Consider the following 20,469-nt stretch of genomic DNA (forward strand, 5'->3'; position numbering starts at 1 on the left):
GCGTTGGTTTGATTCTTGATTGCAATTGATTTTCATGGGGGCACTTTGCGACTGCGTGGCTGGCGGGACGTCGGTTGGTCGCAAGCGTCGGTTGCCGGCCGAATGGGAGGGATCCCATTGGTCTTCGATGATCGTGACGATTGCTTTCGTTGCGATGCGATGTGGGCGGGCAAGTTGCAGGCTCACCTGCGAAAATGGGATCAAGAGCATTTCGAAATTGATTCGTCTTCGTGGTGGCGATGGGAGGCTGGACCGGATCCGGATTGGCAGCCAAGCTTGCACGACCAACGAAACATTCAATTGCGTCCGGACCAGAATCAAGCGGTCAGTGATTTTGAATCGGGCGGGCAATGTGGTCTGCTGGTCATGCCGACAGGGACAGGCAAAACCGTGGTGGCAATGGAATGCATCCTGCGATCCCGATGCAGCGTCTTGATCGTCGTTCCCGTGCGTGACCTGATGTATCAGTGGCACGAAAAAATTCGCGAGGCAACGGGTGTCGACGCGGGCCTGATCGGCGATGGCGTGCATCGCGTGTCCCCCATCAGCATTGCAACCTATGACTCGGCGGCGATTCACATGCCGCGAATCGGTGACCGTTTCAAGATGCTGGTTTTCGACGAAGTGCACCATTTGTCAGGCACTTGGCGTAGCGACGCCGCACGAATGTCGACCGCGACGATTCGCATGGGATTGACCGCAACCTTGCCGACGGAAGAATCACGATTGCAAGCCTTGCACACGCTGGTCGGCCCGACACTGCACCAGCAAACGATTGGGCAAGCCAAAGGAAAAACACTGGCAGAGTACCGTGTTCACCGGATTGCGGTCTCGTTGAACGAGTCGGAACGGAACGCCTATCGTGGCCTTTCCGAGACAGTCCAGGAGTTTGTCGCGACACAGCGAGAACTGGATCCAACGTTCCGATGGGAAGACATTCACAAATTGTCGGCGGCGGTGGACAGCGAACCGGAACGTTCCCTCGCGGCACAAAAGGCGATGCGTGCTTATCGTGCCAAGCAAAAAATCGAGGACCAAGCGGAAGCCAAAATGCGCACACTGGAAGACCTGTTCCGACTCCACAACGGCCAGCCCGTGATCGTGTTCACAGGCACCAACGTGATGGCCCGAGCGGTCTCGATGCGGTTCATGGTCCCTTGCCTGCTGTCACACTGCGCAAAAAGGAACGCCGCGAAGTGCTGCAACGATTCGCCGACGGACGCTACCCGGTGCTGGTGGCCAACCGAGTGCTGGACGAGGGAGTCGACCTACCCGAAGTGAAAACAGCCATCGTGCTGGGCGGGCTGTCCAGTCAGCGTCAGGCGATCCAGCGACTCGGACGCGTGCTTCGCAGGGGATCTCGAAAAGAAACCGCCGTGCTGTATGAAATCGTGGCGGATGGAACCAACGAAGTGAAACGCAGTCGAACACGGCGACGCAACGATGCCTATCGAAAGACAAGCTGATGCTGCGCGGTGAACACTCGATCGTTCAGCTCAACTTTGACAATCGAACCTTGAAACCGGATCGGTTGCAGCGTGTCCGTGACGCTGCGTACTCGGAAGGGATTGCCACATGCTTGCAGATTTACCGGGCCGGCATCGGCGAAATTCGGCAAGACTTGCATCGCGGCGTCGCGGAGGTGCTTGCGAACATTCCGGGTTGCCCGCCCAAACGCATGGCTGCCTTTTGCAAGCTGCTCGACGACTTCGGACAATACGAACGTGGTGGACCATCCGCCAGCCGATTGCGTCAGCGGGTATTTGAAGAGGCCGCGCCACTTCATCCCATTGTCACGGCTCGGGAAGGAATCTTCGAGCACGACCTCTCAACCGCTCGACAAAAGGTCTGCGAATCCCTGGGGATGAGTTGGGCGGAAATTGAATCGAACATGTTTTCAGATGTGATCGAGTTGCAACGCTTGCAATCATTCGACAAGGAACTGACCGCGGAGGAAGCGCTGTCGGCGTACAACGTCGCCCAAACCCAGGCGGCCCTGTACCGCGCGACCTCGATTCGAATCGATGCGAGGTCGGATTTCAAAACCATCGCGCGGCATGCCAAGCTAGCCCAATTGATGCACCGGATCGAACGCACGAAATGGACGAAGAACGGGACCGTCCAACTTGGGCTGCGTTTTGAGTTGGACGGACCAGGCTCCTCACTTCGCGAAACGACCCGCTATGGAGTTGGGTTTGCAAAGCTATTGCCCAAACTTTTGGCGTGCCAGGACTGGCGGATGACGGCACGTGTGCTTGGCCCCAACAAGCAAGCGTTTCGATTGTCGCTGTCACCCCAGGACGGCCTTCGATCTCCGCTTCCACCCGAGAATGAATTTGATTCGGAGTTTGAGCGTGCCGTGGATGCCGCCTGGAATCGCAATCCGCCAGCGGGATGGCGACTGGAACGAGAGACTGAGTTGCTGGTCCATGGCCAAAGCGTTTTCACACCTGACTTCTTAATGCGTCACGAAGATGGACGCATCATCCACTTGGAAGTGATCGGATTTTGGACGCCCGAATACTTGCAAGACAAAGCCCGACGACTCTCCAAATGGGCGTCGAGCGCAACGGACGAGAACCGCCCCACCACATCGAGCGTTGACCGCCCACATTGGTTGTTGATGTTTCCCAAGCAGCATTCCACCGGCATGGCCGAACTGGCCGATCAATTGGAACTCCCTTTCCTCCGATTTGACCCTCGACAAAATCCTGCGGAGTGGATCGAAACGGCACTTCGTTTGGCCCGGCCGACTTGAGTTTTCGAACCTGCGATGGAGCAACTAGCTCGATACTGCTGAGACGTCGGTCGAGGCAGGTCGGCGGGAGCCTTTCGGCATTTGGACTGTGATGGCAAACGCCACTGTTCCCACGCACAACCGGGGCCAACGCTGGACTGCTGAACGTTTGGGCTTGGAGAGTATTGTCGCTTGCGCAAGTTTTCATCCCGGTAGGGATGCAAAATGGTAGCCGTCGGCAAGCGATAGCGTCACCGATGGACATGAAAACCCCACGCCGCCACTCTCCATCCCGCCGTGGCCAGGGGCCACGGCGGGATGGAGAGTTTTTGGAGCCACGGTTTCCGGGGGTGTGCTGCTACGCAGCGACCCCCGGCTACCATCTGAAATCCCTACCGGGATGAAGAAAGGCAGAAGCCGGAAGAAAACTTGCATCCGCTGTTGGAGCGCCAATAGCAAAGATTTAGCAGTCCAGGCCAACGCCCAAACGGCTCACATGGTTTTGCCCGATCATTCCTGCCGACGTGTTTAGGCGGCGCGTTGGGGCATCTGAATCACGTCGGCGGGCTTGGACCATTGTTCCCAAACAAACGGGTAACACCAGTCTTCCCCGTGTGACTGTGCGAGGTCACGGCGGATGTGGTTGCGGTCGTCGTCGCTGGATGCACTCAAGTCATGGAACTGGACCTGAATGGTTTCAATCCGCGGCAGCCATCCGAGGCTGGCCAGGTGAGGCAGGATGTCATACTCGCCTCCCTCGATGTTCACCTTCATCAGATCCGCATGATCGACGCCGATGCTTTGCAAGTAGGCCCCTGCTTCGACTCGGCGACCACTGATCGATTTCTCGCCTTCGCGAATGGCGGAAGACGCATCCCCGGTGTCGGACAGAATCAGCTCGCCATCGGAACTGCTCAGCGCGACCGCGTGCACATGAATGTGGGAGTGGCCCGCGTACTTGGCCTGCAGTTCGGACGCGAATCGTGGGTGCGGTTCGAAAACATGCACGGTCGAACCGTAACGAGCATGAATGTCATCGGCCCACTCGCCCCGAAAACCGCCGAGATCCAAGACGATGGAATTGGATCCAAGGTCATCAAACTCGTATCGCTTGGTGGGGATCCCATCGCTTCGGAATTGGTTGTAAGCCCGTCGGAAATCGCGGTAACGTGAGTTGGTCAGGGTCTTCCACGGCTTGCGAAAGAGCTGAGCAATTCGTTGTCCGACTGTTTTCTTGGGCATTCGTTCTGTCCTCGTTCAGCGATGACGCGCGTCACGGCGAAAGTTTGGCGGTGTGGTCCAGTCGGCTTCGTCGACGGGAGAGTACTCGGAGGTATCAGCGAGTCGCCTTCCAAGTCAAGCGATGATCTTCAGGCAGCGTGGCGAGCACGAAAGGATTCACCTGCCCAAAGGCGGTCGTAGACTTGCTGGTAACCGTCGATCTCGTTGTTCAGGCTGAGCGAATTCACGGCGAAGGATCGGCCCAACTGCCCAGCCGTATGGAGCCGGCTTGGATCCTGGATCATTTCCTGAATGGCTTGTCGGAGCGCCTCGCGACCGCCAATCGGGACGACATGGCCCGTCACACCTTCTTCGATCACGGAGGCATAGACACCGGTGTCGGCCGCCACCACAGGAACGCCACTGGACAGCGCCTCAAGCGCGGTCATGCCGTAGCCCTCGTAGCGGGCCGGCGCGACCAGCAATGACAGACTTCGCATCCAAGTTGGCAGCTCATGACTGGGGACTTCGCCAATGAAAACGATGCGATCGGTCAACCCGCAAGCGTCGACCTTGGCCTTCAGGGTTTTTTCAAACGCGGAGTCCTCGGGTTTGGCACGACCGATCACGACGGCGGTGAAATCGGGATTCTGGGGCAGCAGTTCGCACATCGATTCGACGAACAAATCCGTCCCCTTTTCAGCTCGCACACGGCCGACGATGCCGATGCCGTGTTTCCCAGGCAAACCGGTCGCCTGCCAAGCTGCGACGCGATCGTCAGCAGGCGTGAATTTGTGAGTGTCGACCCCGTGCGGCACGACCGAGGCCAAGTTGGGAACAAAGGCCCCGGCAGTTTCGGTGGTTGCGACGACCGCATCCATCCGTGAAATCAGGGCTCGCGGGAACGCCGAGTGACGGCGGATGGCGGCCGACGTGAACACGATCCGAATGGGCAGTCGCAGGACATCGCGAGCGAAGATCGCCGCACTCATTTCCATGTTGCGACGCACATGCCAGATCGAAAACGGTCGATTCGGAGGCCGCTGGGAACTGGAGCGAAGGGCCTTGTGATAGCTGAGAGGCTCGGGGGCGTCAGGAAGAGGATCGCCGACCAAACACAGCTTCAGGCGGGACTTTTGGCCAGAGACAACGGCATTGGCCGTTGCGGAAACACCGGTGAATCGTCGGTGAAAATTGGTCACGAAGACCTCCGGGGCTCGATCAAAGCCTGTCGAATTCTCGACGCCGGGGGCGTGTTCTTGAGGGTGATTCATACTGCGTTTCTCCACCGCAAGAATTACCGGGAAACACGCAATCAGATCAAGACGAATCGAGGAAATTCAAAAAAGCGGCGTCCGTGCCGCGGGCAGATGGTAGCCCCGATCGAAAACTTCGGGTCACTTCTGAATTGGAATTTCGACCGTTCGTGGACGGCCATTGCGAAGGAATTTCATCTGGACTCGGTCGCCCGGGCGATGCTGTTCATTCACGTGATCGAAAATGTCGGCCTCGCGAATCAAATCCGATTCACCGTCATATTCAATCAAGATGTCGCCCACGCGAACGCCGGCTTTGTGAGCGGTCGCATGGAGTCCAAATTTGCCAACGTTGGCAACTCGGAGTGCCATCGGAGATCGCAACTGTAGCTCCCGATGCTCACTTTCGTCCAGAGGTAGTAAACGCATTCCCCCACCAGCAATCCGACGCATCATCCACGACGAAACTCGCCAAGAAGAATCGTCCCATCGCCGCCAGCCCTCCGGCAGCGACAAGGTGAGCGTCTGTGTTTGATCACCGCGTTTGGTTTGGATCTCAACCTCAGCACCTTCGGCGGGAACTTGATGGAGAGCCCACTGCACATCGGCCATCGAAACCAAGGGTTGCGAATGGATGCTCAGCAAATCATCGCCGACTTGAAAGCCAGCCTTGGCAGCCGCGGAGTCTTCCGCAACGCTCTTCACGCGAGCCGGGTACCGTGCATCGAGCACCCATCCAATCGACTTGGGATGTGGGTAAGGATGCAGGACCTCTTCCGGGATCGACTGCCCTTTTTGCCAGTAGTAATCGCGTCGCGCCTCACCAATCTGATGGCAATGGATGCAGCTTTTCGCGACTTGACCGGAGTAATTCAGATGGTCAGGCCGGTCCGACAGCGTCGGGTACTTCTCCGGAGAAACAAACTCCAACGGATCACCGGTCTTGCCCGCCAGCGATTCACGATTGGCCGGGTAGGCTGCGTGCAGTTTCAAGCTTTCTCGCAGGGCCGCAGCCATTCCTTCCAAAGAAACATCGCCCAGCCATTCTGTGCGGTGGGAGCGTGTTCCAAAGCGACCGTAAACAGTCTTGTCCGCATTGAGCATGAAAACGGCAAAGGACTGATCTGTGTCGTACTGAAACACGTTCAAATCCAAGCCATTGGTGCCGACCACACGAACGCGAACGTATTGATCAAGCAGACGCTTCAGCTCAGGGTCGCCTTCGACCAAGTCATCGTCCAGCTTGACGCACTCTTCGCAGGGCAAGCAACGCAAAACCACCAAGATCGGTTTGCCGGACTGGCGGGCTTGTTCGTAAGCCGCGTCCAGGTCGTTGTAAATCCAATAGCCGGTCGCCAGGACACGCTCGCGGTCGTTGCGAACAATCGTTTCTCGATCTTCTTTCGCGTTGGCCTCGGCAACCGCGAAAAGCGAGAACAAACCGGCTGAGAGAAACACGGTGGTCAGTGCAAACGCGCGCACTGTGAGAAAGCGGCTCATGGAACTCTCCTGGGGGATAGGACGCGTTAGGACCACGTGAACAACAAGTGACGTAGCGGAAGGGCGCGAGCCCTCCGGTTCCTCACCAGGCGGCTTGCGCCACACCGCTAACATCGTCACTTATTGTTCACGCGTGGCTTAAGCGTCAGATGGGGGCGTGGATTGTAAACGATTCCACGCCCCGTTTGAGAATTCGCCCCGCTCGCGAAAAGTGGCTGCCGCCCGGCAAATCAAGCGGGTCGGCAGGAGTCTGTTGGCATTTGAACTGTCATCGCAAACGCCACTGTTCCCACGTACAACCGGGGCTAACGCCGAAACGGCTCACATGATTCTGCCCGATCATTCCTGCCTACCTGCTTACATTTGGCAACCACCGCCGCCGCAACATCGCGGGGCACCACAGGCTTCGCCACCGCCCGCCATGGGCAAACTCGAACTGCCGCCGCTCATCGAGGGAGCCGAGGGGACGCTGAGAACACGCGTCAATTCAGCACTGCTGCACTTCGGGCAGGCCACTTCTTCATCCTGAGATCGAACCAAAATCTCAACCACGTCATCACACGTCTTGCATTCGTATTCGTACAGAGGCATCTTCGGTATCCGAGAAGAACACGGTCCAGGGAACAAATCATGGGCCAAGGAACAAACCATGGGCACGCCGCCCACGTCCATCCATTGTTTCTCACGGAAGACGTTCGCACCACTGGGAATGAATCGGAGCGGCTGTTTTTGTCAGCAACAACAAGAACGGCTTGCTTCACACCTCCCCGCCCCGCTCGAACTCAAAGGAAGCGACCATGAATCAGGTTCCCCCACTGCCGCCAATGACATGCGACCAAGTTCGCGAGATTGATCAGGTGGCCATGAAGCAGTTTCAAATCCCTGGCATTGTGTTGATGGAAAATGCGGGACGCGGAGCGGCGGAACGCATCGACCAAATCGCCCCCGACGGAAGTGTGCTGGTCCTCTGCGGCAAAGGCAACAACGGTGGCGATGGATTCACGATCGCCCGGCACCTGCAACTGGCGGGACGAGAGGTGACGATCGTGGCGATGGCACCAACGGACGAACTGCACGGTGACGCTGCCATCCAAGCCAAGATCGCCGAAGCTTCAGGGATCGAGATTCAGATTCTTCAAGAATCTGACGAGCCCCCGCAGTTGCCGGCGGCAGACATCATCGTCGATGGCTTGCTGGGCACCGGAGCCAAACCGCCACTGCGAGGTCGCTACGCGGAGGTCGTGGAGGCGGCCAACGCAGCCTCGGCAATCCGGTTCGCCCTGGACATCCCGACCGGAATGAACGGCGACACGGGAGAAACGGGCGCGACAACGTTTGTTGCCGATCACACGCTGACCTTTGCCGCCCCCAAGGTTGGCTTTGAAAAGCGAGACGCTGTCCGTTTCACTGGCGAGGTCCACGTGATCTCCATCGGCGTGCCTCTGAAACTGCTGCGTCAATTCAGTGCCTGAGCTTGGCCGGCCTGAGTGGCTGAGACTATGTTAGGGCCATGCAAAACCACCCGCCTCGGACGCGTCGCGTTCCCGTTCGTTCGTTCTCGTTGTTCAGCGTCTTGATTCTCGGCTCCACCGCCGTGCTTTCGGGGTGCGAATCCAAGCGTCTGTCGCCCGAAGATTTCCCGCGACGAGAACGCGAAGAGGTCCTGGCACCGCAAGCTCCCGAAGGCATGGCCACGTCGGAAGATGTGCCACTGCCCGAGACGTCCCCCGAAGACCAATTTCGCGAAGCCGCGATGCTGGGCGACTTGGCGGGGGTGAAACGACTCGCTGGCCAAGGCGTGGAAGTGTCGGCGATGGACGAACACCAACGCACAGCGATGCAAATGGCCGCGTTTGACGGCCACACCCCGGTGGTCGAATGGTTTCTGTCCCAGGATGTCGAAGTCGACCACCGAGATTCATTTGGACGCACGGCGCTGATGTACGCCTCCACCGCGGACAACGCCGAAACAGTCAAGCTGTTGCTCGATGCCGGCGCGGCAGTCGATCTGGTCGACAGCGAAGAACACTTTTCACCGCTGATGTTTGCCGCTGCGGAAGGCCAAATGGCGGTCGTCGAACTGTTGCTCGAGGCGGGCGCCGACCCGACCAAGAAAGACACCGATGGCGAGACCGCGATCGATTTTGCCAGCAGCAACGGCCACACCGAAGTCGTCAAACGACTGCAAAAGTGAGCCGTTGGCCGTTAGGCCCGGTTGTTTCAGCCCCGACCGACAAAGCCGACGATCTCGTCATCGTGATGTCGGCAAGACGTTCGACTGCACTGCGTCCCCGAAACTCTTGGTCCCCGTCCCCGAAACTCTTGATGAGTTTCGCGACACCCGCCATGAAAACGGCGTCCGCTGGAACGTCGACTGATCAGACTTCCAAGAACAGTCGGGCTGGGTCTTCGATCGTTTCTTTGATCGCGACCAAGAACCCAACCGCTTCCCGACCGTCGACGATGCGGTGGTCATAGGTCAACGCGACATACATCATCGGACGAATCACGACTTGGCCGTCTTCCGCGACGGGGCGTTCTTGAATCGAATGCAGGCCCAAGATGCCGCTTTGCGGTGGGTTGACGATCGGCGTGCTGAGCAGCGATCCGTAGATCCCGCCGTTGCTGATCGTGAACGTGCCGCCCATCAAGTCACTGGGTTGCAACCGGTTTTCACCCGCCAGGCGAGCGTACTCGGAGATGCTGCCTTCGACTTCGGCGAACGACATGCGTTCCACATTGCGAAGGACCGGAACGACCAAGCCCTTGCCACCGCCAATCGCGATGCCGATGTCTTGGTAGTTGCGATAGACCATCGAGTCGCCACGAATTTCCGCGTTGACGGCGGGATAACGTCGCAGGGCTTCCACGGTGGCTTTGGCAAAGAACGACATGAAGCCAAGTTTGACACCGTGTTTCTTGGCGAAGGCGTCTTTGTATTTGCTGCGGATCGCCATGACCGGTGCCATGTTGATCTCGTTGAATGTCGTCAGCAGAGCCGCGGTTTGCTGGGCCTGGACGAGACGCGACGCAATTGTGCGACGCAGCATGCTCATCGGTTTGACTTCTTCGGACCGGTAACCACCGCTGGTCATCAACGACGGAGTTTCCGGCACCGACATTGGCTGAGCCGGAGCGGGCGCAGGCGTGGCAGGAACGGCTGGCGGTGCAGCTGGGCGGGAGGCTCCGCTACGGATGTAAGCCAACACGTCTTCTTTCAGCAAGCGTCCCCCGGGACCAGTGGCGGGAACCTGCGACGAATCCAACTTGTGTTCATCGAGCAACCGCTGGGCGGCGGGCATCACAAACCCTCCGCCACCTTGGGCGGGACTGGATGCGGCCGGTGCGGGTGCCGAGGCTGCAGGGGCCGGTGCGGGCTTGCCAGCCGCAGGGGCCGAACCACCGCTTGCAGATCCACCGCCGCCAGCGGGCTGTTCCGCGACTTGGATCGAGGCGATTTGTTGGCCGACTTCGGCGAATTCCTCGGACTGTTTCGTGATCGACTGCAAGAAACCGCTGACAGGAGCGGGGATTTGCACCGACGCTTTTTCCGTTTCAATTTCGACGAGGTCTTCGCCGTTCTTGACCCAGTCACCTTCTTGTTTGAGCCAATTGCCGATTTGCACTTCGCTGATCGATTCGCCAACGGTAGGAACTTCGACGGGAATGATGTCGCTCACGGGAACGTTTCAACCACTTGATAGAAAAAGCTGGGACGGTACGAGCAACCAGAATAACGAGCCAAGCGAACAGTGTCAGCGGCTCACACCGCGATTGCTGGCTTCGGGAAAGAAGATTGACCAAGGTCGCTGGGAAAAGACAGGTCCAGCCCCCCAGAAAGTATGCCGGTTGCGAGGGACAGGGGGATGAGCGTCCATTTTTTGGACTGCAACGATGCGGGGGCCGATTCAACACGATGGTGGCGGGTCGATTTGATTTGCCACGCCCAGAAAACGCTCGTCGCCCCAAAACCCGCCCCAATTGTCCCGGAGGCAGTCATGTCCGATCCAACCGAGAAAGGCCATCCTATTCAAATGGCTTTGATCGTCGTGTTGTTGATCGGCGGGGGATGGTATTTCTTCCAACACTACAACATCGACGGGCTGGACGGGGTCGCGATCAAACCCAAAGCCGAATTTGCTTGGGAGAAACTCGACGACCCGTTCACGTTCACGTCGTCGACAGAAGCTGGCGGATCCCTGAATTGGCCCGTCGATGAGTCGGGCAATCCGATCGAAGCTGACCCGGTCATCTACAGCCCCAGCGACATGCTGCGTTCAGGCCCCTCCACAAAACAAAGCGTTTGGGGCACCCCGGTCGACGGCACCAACGGTGCGGCCCCGGCCGAGCAGATTTCGGCGAAGCGCCCGCCCCAGTACCGAAATCTTCGCATCGCATCCTGGTCCTTGGATGGATTCGGGCCGACCAAACTGGCCAGCAACATCTGCCGGAAAAACCTGATCCGCGTTGTTCGCCAATTCGACCTGATCGCGCTTCAGCAGGTTTCGTCGATTCATCAAGACCTCGTGCCCCGGATGGTCGACGCGATCAACGAAAACTCACTGGGCAGCGGCGGCCCCGTTTTCGACTACGTTCTCGGTGGTTCAACTGGTCCCTCCGACCGTGGCGAGCAAATGGTGATTCTGTTTCGTCCCGATCGCATTCGAGTCGACCGAACACAGACGTACACGGTTGCCGACCCCGACCAACAGATGCTTTACGACCCGTTGGTCGCCTGGTTTCGCGCGGCGCAACCCAGTGCCGCGAGAGCCTGGACGTTCACGGTGGCAAACGTGCGAATCGATCTGGGCCGAGCCCCCAGCGAAGTCGCCTTGCTGGGGCAGTTGTTCGATTCCATTCGAGATGACGGCCGAGGCGAAGATGACATCCTGATGATGGGGTTGTTCCAAGCCGATGACGCGTACCTGTTGCCGACCATCGCGGGTCAAACCGTTCGTGCGGCCGTGTCCAGCACGCCCACGGATATCTTCGGACGGCATCAGACCGAAAACATTGTGTTCGATTTTCAATCGACCGCAGAAGCCATCGGTCGCGGTGGAGTCTACGACTTCCTTCGCGTGTACAATCTCAGCCTTTCCGAAGCACAAACGGTGTCCAGCTACCTGCCGGTGTACGCCGAGTTCTCGCCACTGGAGGGCTCCCCGATCGCGAATCAGGCCACGTTGGACCAGGCCGTTGTGCAACAAGCGTCGCTGCCAAGCGGCAAAGCGATTCGCTAGCGACGATCCAAGGATCGCGATCTCCGATGATCTATCTCGACCATCATGCCACGACGCCCTGCGACCCACGTGTCGTCGAGGCGATGTTGCCCTACCTGACGCAGCACTTTGGCAACCCGCACAGCGATTCCCACGAGGCCGGACGCGAAGCTCGCCGGGCGATCGACCAATCGCTCGATTCGATGGCCGCGATCCTGAATGCTCCTCGCGAAAGCATGGTCGTGACGTCCGGAGCCACCGAGAGCATCAACCTGGCTCTGCGAGGTTTCCTGATGCACCCGCGTTGCAAACGGCACCAAGTGGTGCTTTGCGAAACCGAACATCCAGCGGTCTTGGAAGTGGCGGATGACTTGTCCAAGCAAGCCACTGCCAGCGGCCAACCCATCGAGATCATTCGCGTGGGCGTGCATCCTCACGACCACCCGTCCGCCGGACAAGTCGACGTGGATCAGTTGCGTGCCGTGGTCAACGAGCAGACCGCGGTGGTTTCCATTATGTGGGCCAACAATGAAATCGGCTCCATCGCCCCCATCCAATCCCTCGCCGAGATCACTCACGAAGCGGGCGCGGTGCTGCACTGCGACGCGACTCAGGCAGTCGGGCGATTGCCGGTCGATGTGCGAGCGACTGACGTTGATTTGCTGACCGCCTCAGCCCACAAATTCTATGGTCCCAAGAGCACTGGTTTCCTGGTGGTCGGCAACGGCAATCGACGCGTGCGATTGCGTCCCCAAATCGTCGGCGGTGGCCAGCAACGAGGGCTTCGCGGCGGAACGCTGAACCCTGCCACCATCGTCGCGATGGCCACGGCAATGCGAATCGCGAACGACGATCTCGAAAGCGACACCTCACGGATTTTGGAACTGCGTGAGTTGCTTTGGAATCGTTTGCATTCCGCGCTCGATGGCTTGCAACTCAATGGCACCAGTTGGCGAGAGGATTCATCGGCCCGCTTGCCAGGCAACCTGAACGTCCGTTTGCGAGACATCGAAGGCGAAGCCTGGATGGCGGCCACGCCAGACGTTGCATTCAGCAGCGGATCCGCCTGCAGCAGCACCGAGGCTCTTCCCAGCCATGTGCTGCTGGCGATGGGATTGACCGAATCGGAAGCCCGACGAAGCGTGCGATTCGGCATCGGGCGATTCAACACCGTCGACGAAATCCATGCCGCCGCGGATCAACTGATCGCATCGCATCAAAAGTTGGTCGGTTAGTGTGGCATCGGCTTCTAGCCTGTGAGCAGGAATCACAGGCTGTCGTAGTGGACGAGGTTACGAGTCCTGCTCAACGGACTCGTAACCTCGTCCACTACGACAGCAAATTGCCGTGCGCCGCTGAACGAAAGCCACTTTTACCTACATCCACCCCAGGCGAATCCCCGCGGCCAGCACAATCACGGCAGTGATTTGCCGAAGGGTCCGATGCGACAACCAACTGGACGCGGCCCGGTTTCCAATCTGACCACCGATCAACACGCTGACAAACAACCAAGGCCACCACGGGGCATGCGTTTGAAATTCCACGGCAATCTCACTGAGTGACCAAGCGTGTTTGCTGGTTTGCCCCATCAAGCCCGCGACCGAGTTGACCAGGATGAACAGCGAACTGGTCGCTGCAATGTCGCGAGCGTGACCCCAGCGAGTCAGGTGCAACACCGGCGACAAGAAAATCCCGCCCCCGATCCCCACCAATCCGGCCAACAACCCCAACCCGGCTCCGAGAGCCATTTGCAAAACCACGCTGGATCGCCATGGAAGCTTCCTGTCTGGCGTGATGGATGGATTTGCTAGCAAGTCATCTTCGGAATCCACCGGCTCCGAAGCGGATTCTTTGGCCTGCCTGGTTTGCCCACCCAACAGCAACAAGACACCCGCCAAGATCAGGGTGACGCTCAGGAGCGGAACAAACACCGCTCGGTCGAGCGGGATCGATCCGCCGACCCAGGCCATCGGAATCGACCCGACCACCAGGGGGACACAACGTGACCAAGGCATTTGCTTTTTCTGTGTGAAACGCAAACAGGCGCCCGACACAACCAACAGGTTGCAAACCAAAGAAAGCATGGGCAAAACGCGATGATCGACGCCACTGAGCACCAGCAACGCGGTGTACGTGGACCCGCCACCAAAGCCAGCGCTGCTGTACACCAACGCGGCCAAAAAGAACCACGCCACGATCCAAAAATTTCCGCCTAATAACATGCTCGATCAATCGTTACCCTGAGAGGCAGTGTCTTTTCTTTGCAGCTTCTTGAGGTGATCTACTATGCGGCAACTTCGTACCGTGACTTGCGTCTTTGTTGTCTTGAGTCTGTTGCTCGGGCTGCTTTCCTCGCCCCTGAGACTCTCCATGGCCGCTGAACCCAACCAAGACGCCGCGTGGCGAAAACAGCAATTCGAGGCTGCCGAAGAAGCGTTGAAAAAGGGACTGCCGAAGACCGCGATCAAACACTACGACGCCATCGTACCCGCCGCAATCGCCGAAGAAGACCACGACGATGCCGTTCTGGCCATGGGGATGCGAGCCTCGCTGCGAGGACAACTCGATGGCGGCGGCGCGGAAGACCGGATCCTGCATTTGCAAGAGGACCTGGATTCCGCACCCGAGGCATCCCAACCGCTGCTGCAAGCCGTGCTGGCCAGCTGGTTCTATTCCTATCAACAACAGAACCAATGGCGATTCCGGAACCGCACCGAGATCGAAACTCGCGAAGACGACACGACGCCGATCAAGTCCGCCGATGATCTGAAAACCTGGAGTGCCCAGCGGATCATCCGCCACGCCGGGGCGTTGTTCGATCAAGCCTTGGAGAACTCCGAGAAGCTGAAAACCACCGAACTGACATCCATCCAACGACTGATCACGCAGGGCAGCGCCCCCGAGTCATATCGCCCGACGGTTTATGACTTCTTAGCCAACCAAGCGATCGACCACTTCGTTGACGCCCAGTCGATCTACAGCGGACCAATCGAGCGTTTCGAACTGGAAGCGAGTTCGCCAATCCTGGATCCCGTCGCGGACTTCCTGGCTTGGGAAATCCCGGAAACTGATCTCGAATCGCCGCTTCGCCAGGCCACCGAGTTGATGCAGGACTGGGTTCGCTTCCGACAATCCAACGCCGACGACCAACGAGACGCGTTCCTCGATGCGAATTGGAACCGTTTGCAATTCGCGGATCAGAACGCGGTTGGCACCACCCAGGACGACCGCTCGCAAGCCGCGATGCAGCGTTTCCTCAGTGAGAACACAAGTCATCCGATCAGCACCCGAGCCAGCTTTCAGCTCGCTCAAACTGAAATGGGGAAAGAAGAGTTCGTTCGCGCTCATCAAATCGCGAAAGCAGCACTGGCGGCTCACCCGGACAGCTTTGGCGGACGCCAGTGCGCCGCGTTGATCGAGCAAATCGAGGCACCGCAACTCAACATCGCAACGGAACGGGTTTGGAACCCGGCCCTGGAACAATCCGCTCAAGCCGAGATTGAGATCAGCTACAAGAACATCACCCAGGTGCACTTCAAACTGGTCTCGCTCGGTTTTGATCAGTTGATCAAGACGGGGCAGATGCTTCAGAACAACGAACGCGAGTGGCTGAAACGATACGCGGAAGAACCAGCCGCGCATCAGTGGTCGATTGACCTGGAGGAGACGGCGGACTTCAAAACCAACATTCACCGAGTCAACGTCCCCCAGGATTTTCCCAAGGGAAGCTACCTGTTAATCGCCAGTGTCGACAAAGACTTTGTTTGGAAAGAGAACTACCTGGCGGGCAAACAAATTTGGGTCAGCGAACTGGCACTCGTCACCGATGGCCGCTGGAACCAAGGCATCCTCGAAGGGCACGTGTTGGATTCCAACACGGGCGAACCGGTCCCACAGGCAACCGTGGCGGTTTGGACCTGGACCAATGAAGGCCAACCTCGAAACAAGTTCAACAATGGCTACCGATACCGATCGCTCCCTTCGTTGACAACTGATCAGAACGGTCGCTTCGAAATGAAAGCCCACGAGGGAGTCAACCGTGACAACTTGTTGCTGGTGGCCCAAAACGGCAAGGATCACCTTCCCTCTCAGCAGCATCATTCCATTCGCCCCGCTCGAACGTCGCAGCAACTCGGCGGTCGCACCGTTTTCTTCACCGACCGAGCAATTTACCGCCCGGGTCAAACGCTTCGCTTCAAAGCGATCGCGACGACTCACAACCAATCCCAGAATCTGTACGAAACCCACAATCGCAAATCGCTTCAGATTCAACTGCTCGATCCAAACAACCAAGTGGTTGAGACGTTGGACTTGATCACCAACGATCGCGGCAGTTGCCACGGCAGCTTCCACCTGCCGACGTCGGGGCTGACCGGCCAAATGCAGTTGATCGTCCGAGAGTTCCCGCGAGGCTCCGCCACCGTTCGCGTGGAAGAGTACAAACGCCCCAAGTTCGAAGTGACCTTGGACGCTCCGAAGGATCCCGTCCGCCTGGAAGAATCGGTGACGGTCTCCGGTCGCGCGACCGCCTACACCGGGGCGGCGATCAACGACGCGACCGTTCGGTACACCGTGGTTCGACAAGTCCAATATCCAATTTGGTGGGGATGGCGATGCTGGTGGATCCCGACGCCTCCCGCCGAACCGCAAACGATCGTCCAAGGCGAAACGACCACGGACGAACTGGGGCGATTTGACGTGTCCTTTGATGCCGTGCCCGATGCCTCGGTCGATCGAGACAGCGAACCCACGTTCCGATACGTGATCACCGCTGACGTCGTCGACACCACCGGCGAAACTCGATCAGACAAACGCACGGTCACCGCGGGCTACACGACCATGTCAGCCCAAATGAGCGTCGACCGTCCCGATTGGCTGACGGAACAAGACCCCGTCGACATTCAGGTTCACACGACGTCGCTCGATGGTGAAGCCCAGGCCGCCGAAGTCAAGATCGAAGTCTGGTCGCTCAAGGCTCCCGAAGTCGTCCCGCAACCGCGATGGGGCACGTATCAACCGTTGCCAGTGGATGCGAACGACGAAGCGAAACGAGTTCGTCCCGAAGATCCCAACTCTTGGCCACTGGATGAATTGCAATCTTCGAAGACTTTGCAAACCGACGCCAATGGGCGTGGTTCGTGGGAGGTCTCGCTTTCCAAGGGGCACTATCGAGCGGTCTTGTCAGCGGTGGACTCAGCGGGCAACTCCGTCTCAGCGTTGCTGCCACTGCGAGTGTTCGACCCCAAGGCGGATCAGCTCGGTCTGCCGATCGCCAGCCTGTTCGCGACGCCTCAATCTCAGTGGGAACCGGGCGAAACATTCCATGCCGTTTGGGGCAGCGGTTACGAAAACGCAAAGGCCTTGGTGGAAGTCGAGCATCGCGGCGAGATCTTGCAGCGATACTGGACCTCCGGCGACAAGACTCAAGTCGAAATCACACAGGCGATCGATGAATCGATGCGAGGTGGCTTTGTCGTCCGCGTGATGATGATCCACGAGAACCGACTGCATCTGCACCAACAGATCGTCAACGTTCCTTGGACAAACAAAGAGTGGTCCATCCGCTGGGAACGATTTGTTTCCAAACTCAAACCCGGTGCAGAAGAGACTTGGACAGCGGTCATCGAACCCAAGGTGGTGGATGAATCGACCAAGGCCGAGCAGGATTCCATCATGGAAATGGTGGCAACCTTGTACGACGCTTCCCTGGACGTGTTTGCCAAGCATCGCTTTGCAACCGGCTTCAACGCTTTCTATCGCGATCGAAGCACACGCAGCCCGCACTTGAACAACGGTTGGCAAGGTCTGACGACCGTTGTGATGTGGTCGCACCGTGGATACCCCGGAGGCGAGCTGAGCTATCCCGATTGGGTTGCTGAATTGCAGCTGAACCGATTCTACGGAAGACCAATGCCAATGGCTCGTGGGATGTCTCGCAACATGGCGATGGCAGAGTCCGACATGATGATGGCCGATGGAGCGATGCCGGCATCAGCTCCCATGCGAAAACAAGCCGTTCCTTTGATGTTGGCTGGAAGTGCGATCACGAGCGATTCCGAAGCAGCCGATGATGCTCCCCCCGAATCAAATGATCCCAAAATCGATTTGTCCGGCATCCCGCCGCGAAAGAATCTGAACGAGACCGCGTTCTTCTTCCCGGAATTGATCGCGGACGAGAACGGGGTGGTGAAGATGAAGTTCACCATGCCGGAAGCACTGACTCGTTGGCAGTTGCTGGGATTTGCCCACGGCGCCAACCTTGCCTCGGGAACCATCTCGGGCACCGCAGTCACCAGCAAAGACTTGATGGTTCAACCCAACCCGCCTCGGACGTTGCGGGAAGGTGACGAAATTGAACTGACGGTCAAAGTCAGCAACCAATCGGCTTCGACGCAAACTGGCGTGGTGGCATTGAACCTGTCGTCAGCAGCCAGCGGCGAGTCGGTCGATGAGCAAGTCGGCAATTCCCAGCCGAAGCAATCGTTTGAAATCCCCGCCGGCCAGTCCAAGACGTTCTCATGGCGAATCCAGGTCCCCGATGGCATCGGTTATTTGGTCTACAAGGCCGTCGGTTCGACCGGACGTTTGTCGGATGGCGAAGAAGGCTACCTGCCGGTTTTGACCCGCCGCATTTTGGTGCACGAGTCCATCTCACTGCCGATCGATGGTGCGGAAACAAAGACGTTCACGTTGCCCAAGCTACTGGAAGGAAAAAGCGATACGCTGGCGAGCGAATCGCTGACCATTCAGATGACTTCCAACCCGGCTTGGTACGCCGTGATGGCGCTGCCTTACTTGATGGAGTATCCCCACGAATGCAGCGAGCAAACGTTCCATCGCTTGTATGCGAACTTGCTGGCGCGGCACATCGCGACGTCCGACCCGCGAATCGAACGCGTGTTTGAACAATGGCGAAACCAACCCGAGGTCGCTGGTCGAGTCACACTGGACAGCCCTCTGGCCCAGAACGAAGAACTGAAGTCGATCGCCCTCACCGAAACACCTTGGGTGTTGCAGTCCAAGTCCGAATCCGAGGCTCGTCGCAACGTTGGCATTTTGTTTGATACCAATCGGGTCAATGATCAAGCCGACCGATTGACGCGACGCTTACAGGAACTGCAGAAGGAAGATGGCAGCTTCGCTTGGTTCGATGGCGGTCCGTCCAATGACACCATCACGATGTTGATTGTCACCGGGTTCGGTCGCTTGCAACATCTGGGTGTCGAGGTCGACATGCAGATTGCGATGAAAGCGCTGACGCACTTGGATGCCTACGCAACCAAACTGTACGAAAGAATCCAAACCGAAAACCGCAGCAAAGTGCATGTCTCGCCGACCGTGGCGATGCTGTTGTATGGCCGCAGTTTCTACAAGGATCAACCGACCGCACCGGAGCACCTCGAAGCGGTCGAGTACTGGACCAATCAACTTGCCGAGCATTGGTTGTCCTTGCCGAGCCGGATGAGCCAAGGGCACGCCGCGATCGCTTTGCATCGACTGGGCCGACTCAAAGAAGCCAAAGAAATCGTCGCTTCATTGATCGAACGCTCGGTGATCGACGAGCAGGGCATGCACTGGAACGACGCCAACTCAGGCTGGTGGTGGTACCAAGCACCGATTGAAACGCAGGCCATGATGATCGAGGTACTCGACGAAGTCGCGGGCGATCTCAAACGGGTGGAACTCTGCCAGGCTTGGTTGCTGCGGCAGAAAGAAACCCAGTCTTGGGAAACCACCAAATCCACCGCCGATGCGGTGTACGCGTTGCTGCTGCGAGGCACCGACAAGCTGGCTTCCGATGAAGTCGTCGACATTGCAGTCGGGCAGCAAGAAGTTCCCAAAGGCAACGTCGAAGCGGGCACTGGTTTCTACCAGCACCGTTTCTCGGCGGATGAGATCACGCCCGAGATGGGATCGATTCAGGTCAAGAAAACAACCTCAGGCATCGCTTGGGGTGGAGTCCACTGGCAGTACTTTGAGAACATCGAGAACATCACGCCGCACGATGGCACGCCACTGCAAATCGAGAAGCAACTGTTTGTCGTCCGTGCGACGGATTCCGGCCCCGTGCTGCGTCCTGTCGGCGACGAACCCGTTCGCGTTGGCGATGAACTGGTTTCCAGATTGATCATCCGCAGTGATCGCGACATGGAATTCTTGCACCTGCGAGACCATCGCGGCAGTGGCACCGAGCCCGTCAATGTGTTGTCTCAATACCGCCGGCAAGATGCGTTGGGATACTACCAAAGCACTCGAGACGCTGCCGAGCATTTCTTCATTGGTTACCTGACCAAGGGAACCTATGTGTTGGAATCTCGCTGTCGTGTGCAGCTACGCGGGAACTATCAGACGGGGATGGCAAGCATCGAATCGATGTACGCTCCCCAGTACAACAGTCACAGCGAAAGCCATGCTTTGGAAGTGAAGTGATTCATGAAGATTTCATGAACCGCCCAGCCTCCTGCTCTTTGCCGTGCAATGTGCCCTGGAATTGAGCAGGGGGGTGTTCAAGGTTCAAGCACGTGTTCGATGCCCC

At 58.1% G+C, this 20,469-nt stretch carries 14 protein-coding genes; 8 read left to right on the forward strand and 6 right to left on the reverse strand.

Translation table 11 applies throughout. From position 1 onward, the window contains the following. Positions 1-15 precede the first annotated feature (15 nt). From UH5x_RS15185 to UH5x_RS15195, 3 genes are read left to right on the forward strand one after another with little or no spacing between them, the layout of a single operon-like run. Entirely contained in the window at positions 16-1,281 is a 1,266-nt protein-coding gene (locus UH5x_RS15185; protein WP_482632895.1) for a DEAD/DEAH box helicase, read from the forward strand. Further along, on the forward strand, positions 1,230-1,466 hold the full coding sequence (locus UH5x_RS15190) for a helicase-related protein (protein ID WP_482636002.1): 237 nt from the start codon (positions 1,230-1,232) through the stop codon (positions 1,464-1,466). Before UH5x_RS15185 ends, UH5x_RS15190 begins: the two co-directional genes overlap by 52 nt. Then, entirely contained in the window at positions 1,466-2,758 is a 1,293-nt protein-coding gene (locus UH5x_RS15195) for a DUF790 family protein (protein WP_482632896.1), read from the forward strand. Before UH5x_RS15190 ends, UH5x_RS15195 begins: the two co-directional genes overlap by 1 nt. A 507-nt stretch (positions 2,759-3,265) precedes the next feature. On the opposite strand, the gene UH5x_RS15200 is transcribed toward UH5x_RS15195, so the two are convergent. From UH5x_RS15200 to UH5x_RS15215, 4 genes are all read right to left on the reverse strand, one after another. Then, positions 3,266-3,979, reverse strand: coding sequence for an FkbM family methyltransferase (locus tag UH5x_RS15200; protein ID WP_482632897.1), 714 nt, complete (start codon positions 3,977-3,979; stop codon positions 3,266-3,268). Positions 3,980-4,107: 128 nt separating this feature from the next. After that, positions 4,108-5,232, reverse strand: coding sequence for a glycosyltransferase family 4 protein (locus tag UH5x_RS15205; RefSeq protein WP_482632898.1), 1,125 nt, complete (start codon positions 5,230-5,232; stop codon positions 4,108-4,110). 123 nt (positions 5,233-5,355) lie between these two features. Then, entirely contained in the window at positions 5,356-6,714 is a 1,359-nt protein-coding gene (locus tag UH5x_RS15210; RefSeq protein ID WP_482632899.1) for a Trx7/PDZ domain-containing (seleno)protein, read from the reverse strand. Positions 6,715-7,071: 357 nt separating this feature from the next. After that, entirely contained in the window at positions 7,072-7,305 is a 234-nt protein-coding gene (locus UH5x_RS15215; protein WP_047814325.1) for an FmdB family zinc ribbon protein, read from the reverse strand. 206 nt (positions 7,306-7,511) lie between these two features. Between UH5x_RS15215 and UH5x_RS15220 the strand changes: the two genes are divergently transcribed. Beyond that, a complete protein-coding gene (locus UH5x_RS15220) occupies positions 7,512-8,186 on the forward strand; it encodes an NAD(P)H-hydrate epimerase (protein WP_482632900.1) in 675 nt (224 codons plus the stop codon). Positions 8,187-8,224: 38 nt separating this feature from the next. Next, positions 8,225-8,908, forward strand: a complete 684-nt coding sequence (locus UH5x_RS15225) for an ankyrin repeat domain-containing protein (protein WP_047814326.1) — start codon at positions 8,225-8,227, stop codon at positions 8,906-8,908. A 184-nt stretch (positions 8,909-9,092) separates the two neighbouring features. Here UH5x_RS15225 and odhB read toward each other — a convergent pair whose 3' ends face one another. Next, on the reverse strand, positions 9,093-10,394 hold the full coding sequence (odhB, locus tag UH5x_RS15230) for a 2-oxoglutarate dehydrogenase complex dihydrolipoyllysine-residue succinyltransferase (RefSeq protein ID WP_047814327.1): 1,302 nt from the start codon (positions 10,392-10,394) through the stop codon (positions 9,093-9,095). Between the two features lie 318 nt (positions 10,395-10,712). Between odhB and UH5x_RS15235 the strand changes: the two genes are divergently transcribed. Together UH5x_RS15235 and UH5x_RS15240 are read left to right on the forward strand one after the other, a co-directional pair. Further along, on the forward strand, positions 10,713-11,954 hold the full coding sequence (locus UH5x_RS15235; RefSeq protein WP_482632901.1) for an exonuclease/endonuclease/phosphatase family protein: 1,242 nt from the start codon (positions 10,713-10,715) through the stop codon (positions 11,952-11,954). 26 nt (positions 11,955-11,980) lie between these two features. Then, a complete protein-coding gene (locus tag UH5x_RS15240) occupies positions 11,981-13,168 on the forward strand; it encodes a cysteine desulfurase family protein (protein ID WP_482632902.1) in 1,188 nt (395 codons plus the stop codon). Positions 13,169-13,309: 141 nt separating this feature from the next. On the opposite strand, the gene UH5x_RS15245 is transcribed toward UH5x_RS15240, so the two are convergent. Further along, positions 13,310-14,155, reverse strand: coding sequence for a TSUP family transporter (locus UH5x_RS15245; RefSeq protein WP_482632903.1), 846 nt, complete (start codon positions 14,153-14,155; stop codon positions 13,310-13,312). Positions 14,156-14,303: 148 nt separating this feature from the next. Between UH5x_RS15245 and UH5x_RS15250 the strand changes: the two genes are divergently transcribed. Next, positions 14,304-20,363, forward strand: a complete 6,060-nt coding sequence (locus UH5x_RS15250) for an alpha-2-macroglobulin family protein (RefSeq protein ID WP_482632904.1) — start codon at positions 14,304-14,306, stop codon at positions 20,361-20,363. Positions 20,364-20,469 lie beyond the last annotated feature (106 nt).

This window comes from Rhodopirellula sp. UH5, from assembly GCF_056839225.1.

What these genes read in the sequence shown, in the direction of transcription:
- UH5x_RS15200 (WP_482632897.1), bottom strand. Translation starts at nt 3,979, where the DNA reads ATGCCCAAGAAAACAGTCGGACAACGAATTGCTCAGCTCTTTCGCAAG.
- UH5x_RS15250 (WP_482632904.1), top strand. Translation starts at nt 14,304, where the DNA reads ATGGCCGCTGAACCCAACCAAGACGCCGCGTGGCGAAAACAGCAATTC.
- UH5x_RS15245 (WP_482632903.1), bottom strand. Translation starts at nt 14,155, where the DNA reads ATGTTATTAGGCGGAAATTTTTGGATCGTGGCGTGGTTCTTTTTGGCC.
- UH5x_RS15215 (WP_047814325.1), bottom strand. Translation starts at nt 7,305, where the DNA reads ATGCCTCTGTACGAATACGAATGCAAGACGTGTGATGACGTGGTTGAG.
- UH5x_RS15210 (WP_482632899.1), bottom strand. Translation starts at nt 6,714, where the DNA reads ATGAGCCGCTTTCTCACAGTGCGCGCGTTTGCACTGACCACCGTGTTT.
- UH5x_RS15225 (WP_047814326.1), top strand. Translation starts at nt 8,225, where the DNA reads ATGCAAAACCACCCGCCTCGGACGCGTCGCGTTCCCGTTCGTTCGTTC.
- UH5x_RS15220 (WP_482632900.1), top strand. Translation starts at nt 7,512, where the DNA reads ATGAATCAGGTTCCCCCACTGCCGCCAATGACATGCGACCAAGTTCGC.
- UH5x_RS15235 (WP_482632901.1), top strand. Translation starts at nt 10,713, where the DNA reads ATGTCCGATCCAACCGAGAAAGGCCATCCTATTCAAATGGCTTTGATC.
- UH5x_RS15240 (WP_482632902.1), top strand. Translation starts at nt 11,981, where the DNA reads ATGATCTATCTCGACCATCATGCCACGACGCCCTGCGACCCACGTGTC.
- UH5x_RS15205 (WP_482632898.1), bottom strand. Translation starts at nt 5,232, where the DNA reads ATGAATCACCCTCAAGAACACGCCCCCGGCGTCGAGAATTCGACAGGC.
- UH5x_RS15195 (WP_482632896.1), top strand. Translation starts at nt 1,466, where the DNA reads ATGCTGCGCGGTGAACACTCGATCGTTCAGCTCAACTTTGACAATCGA.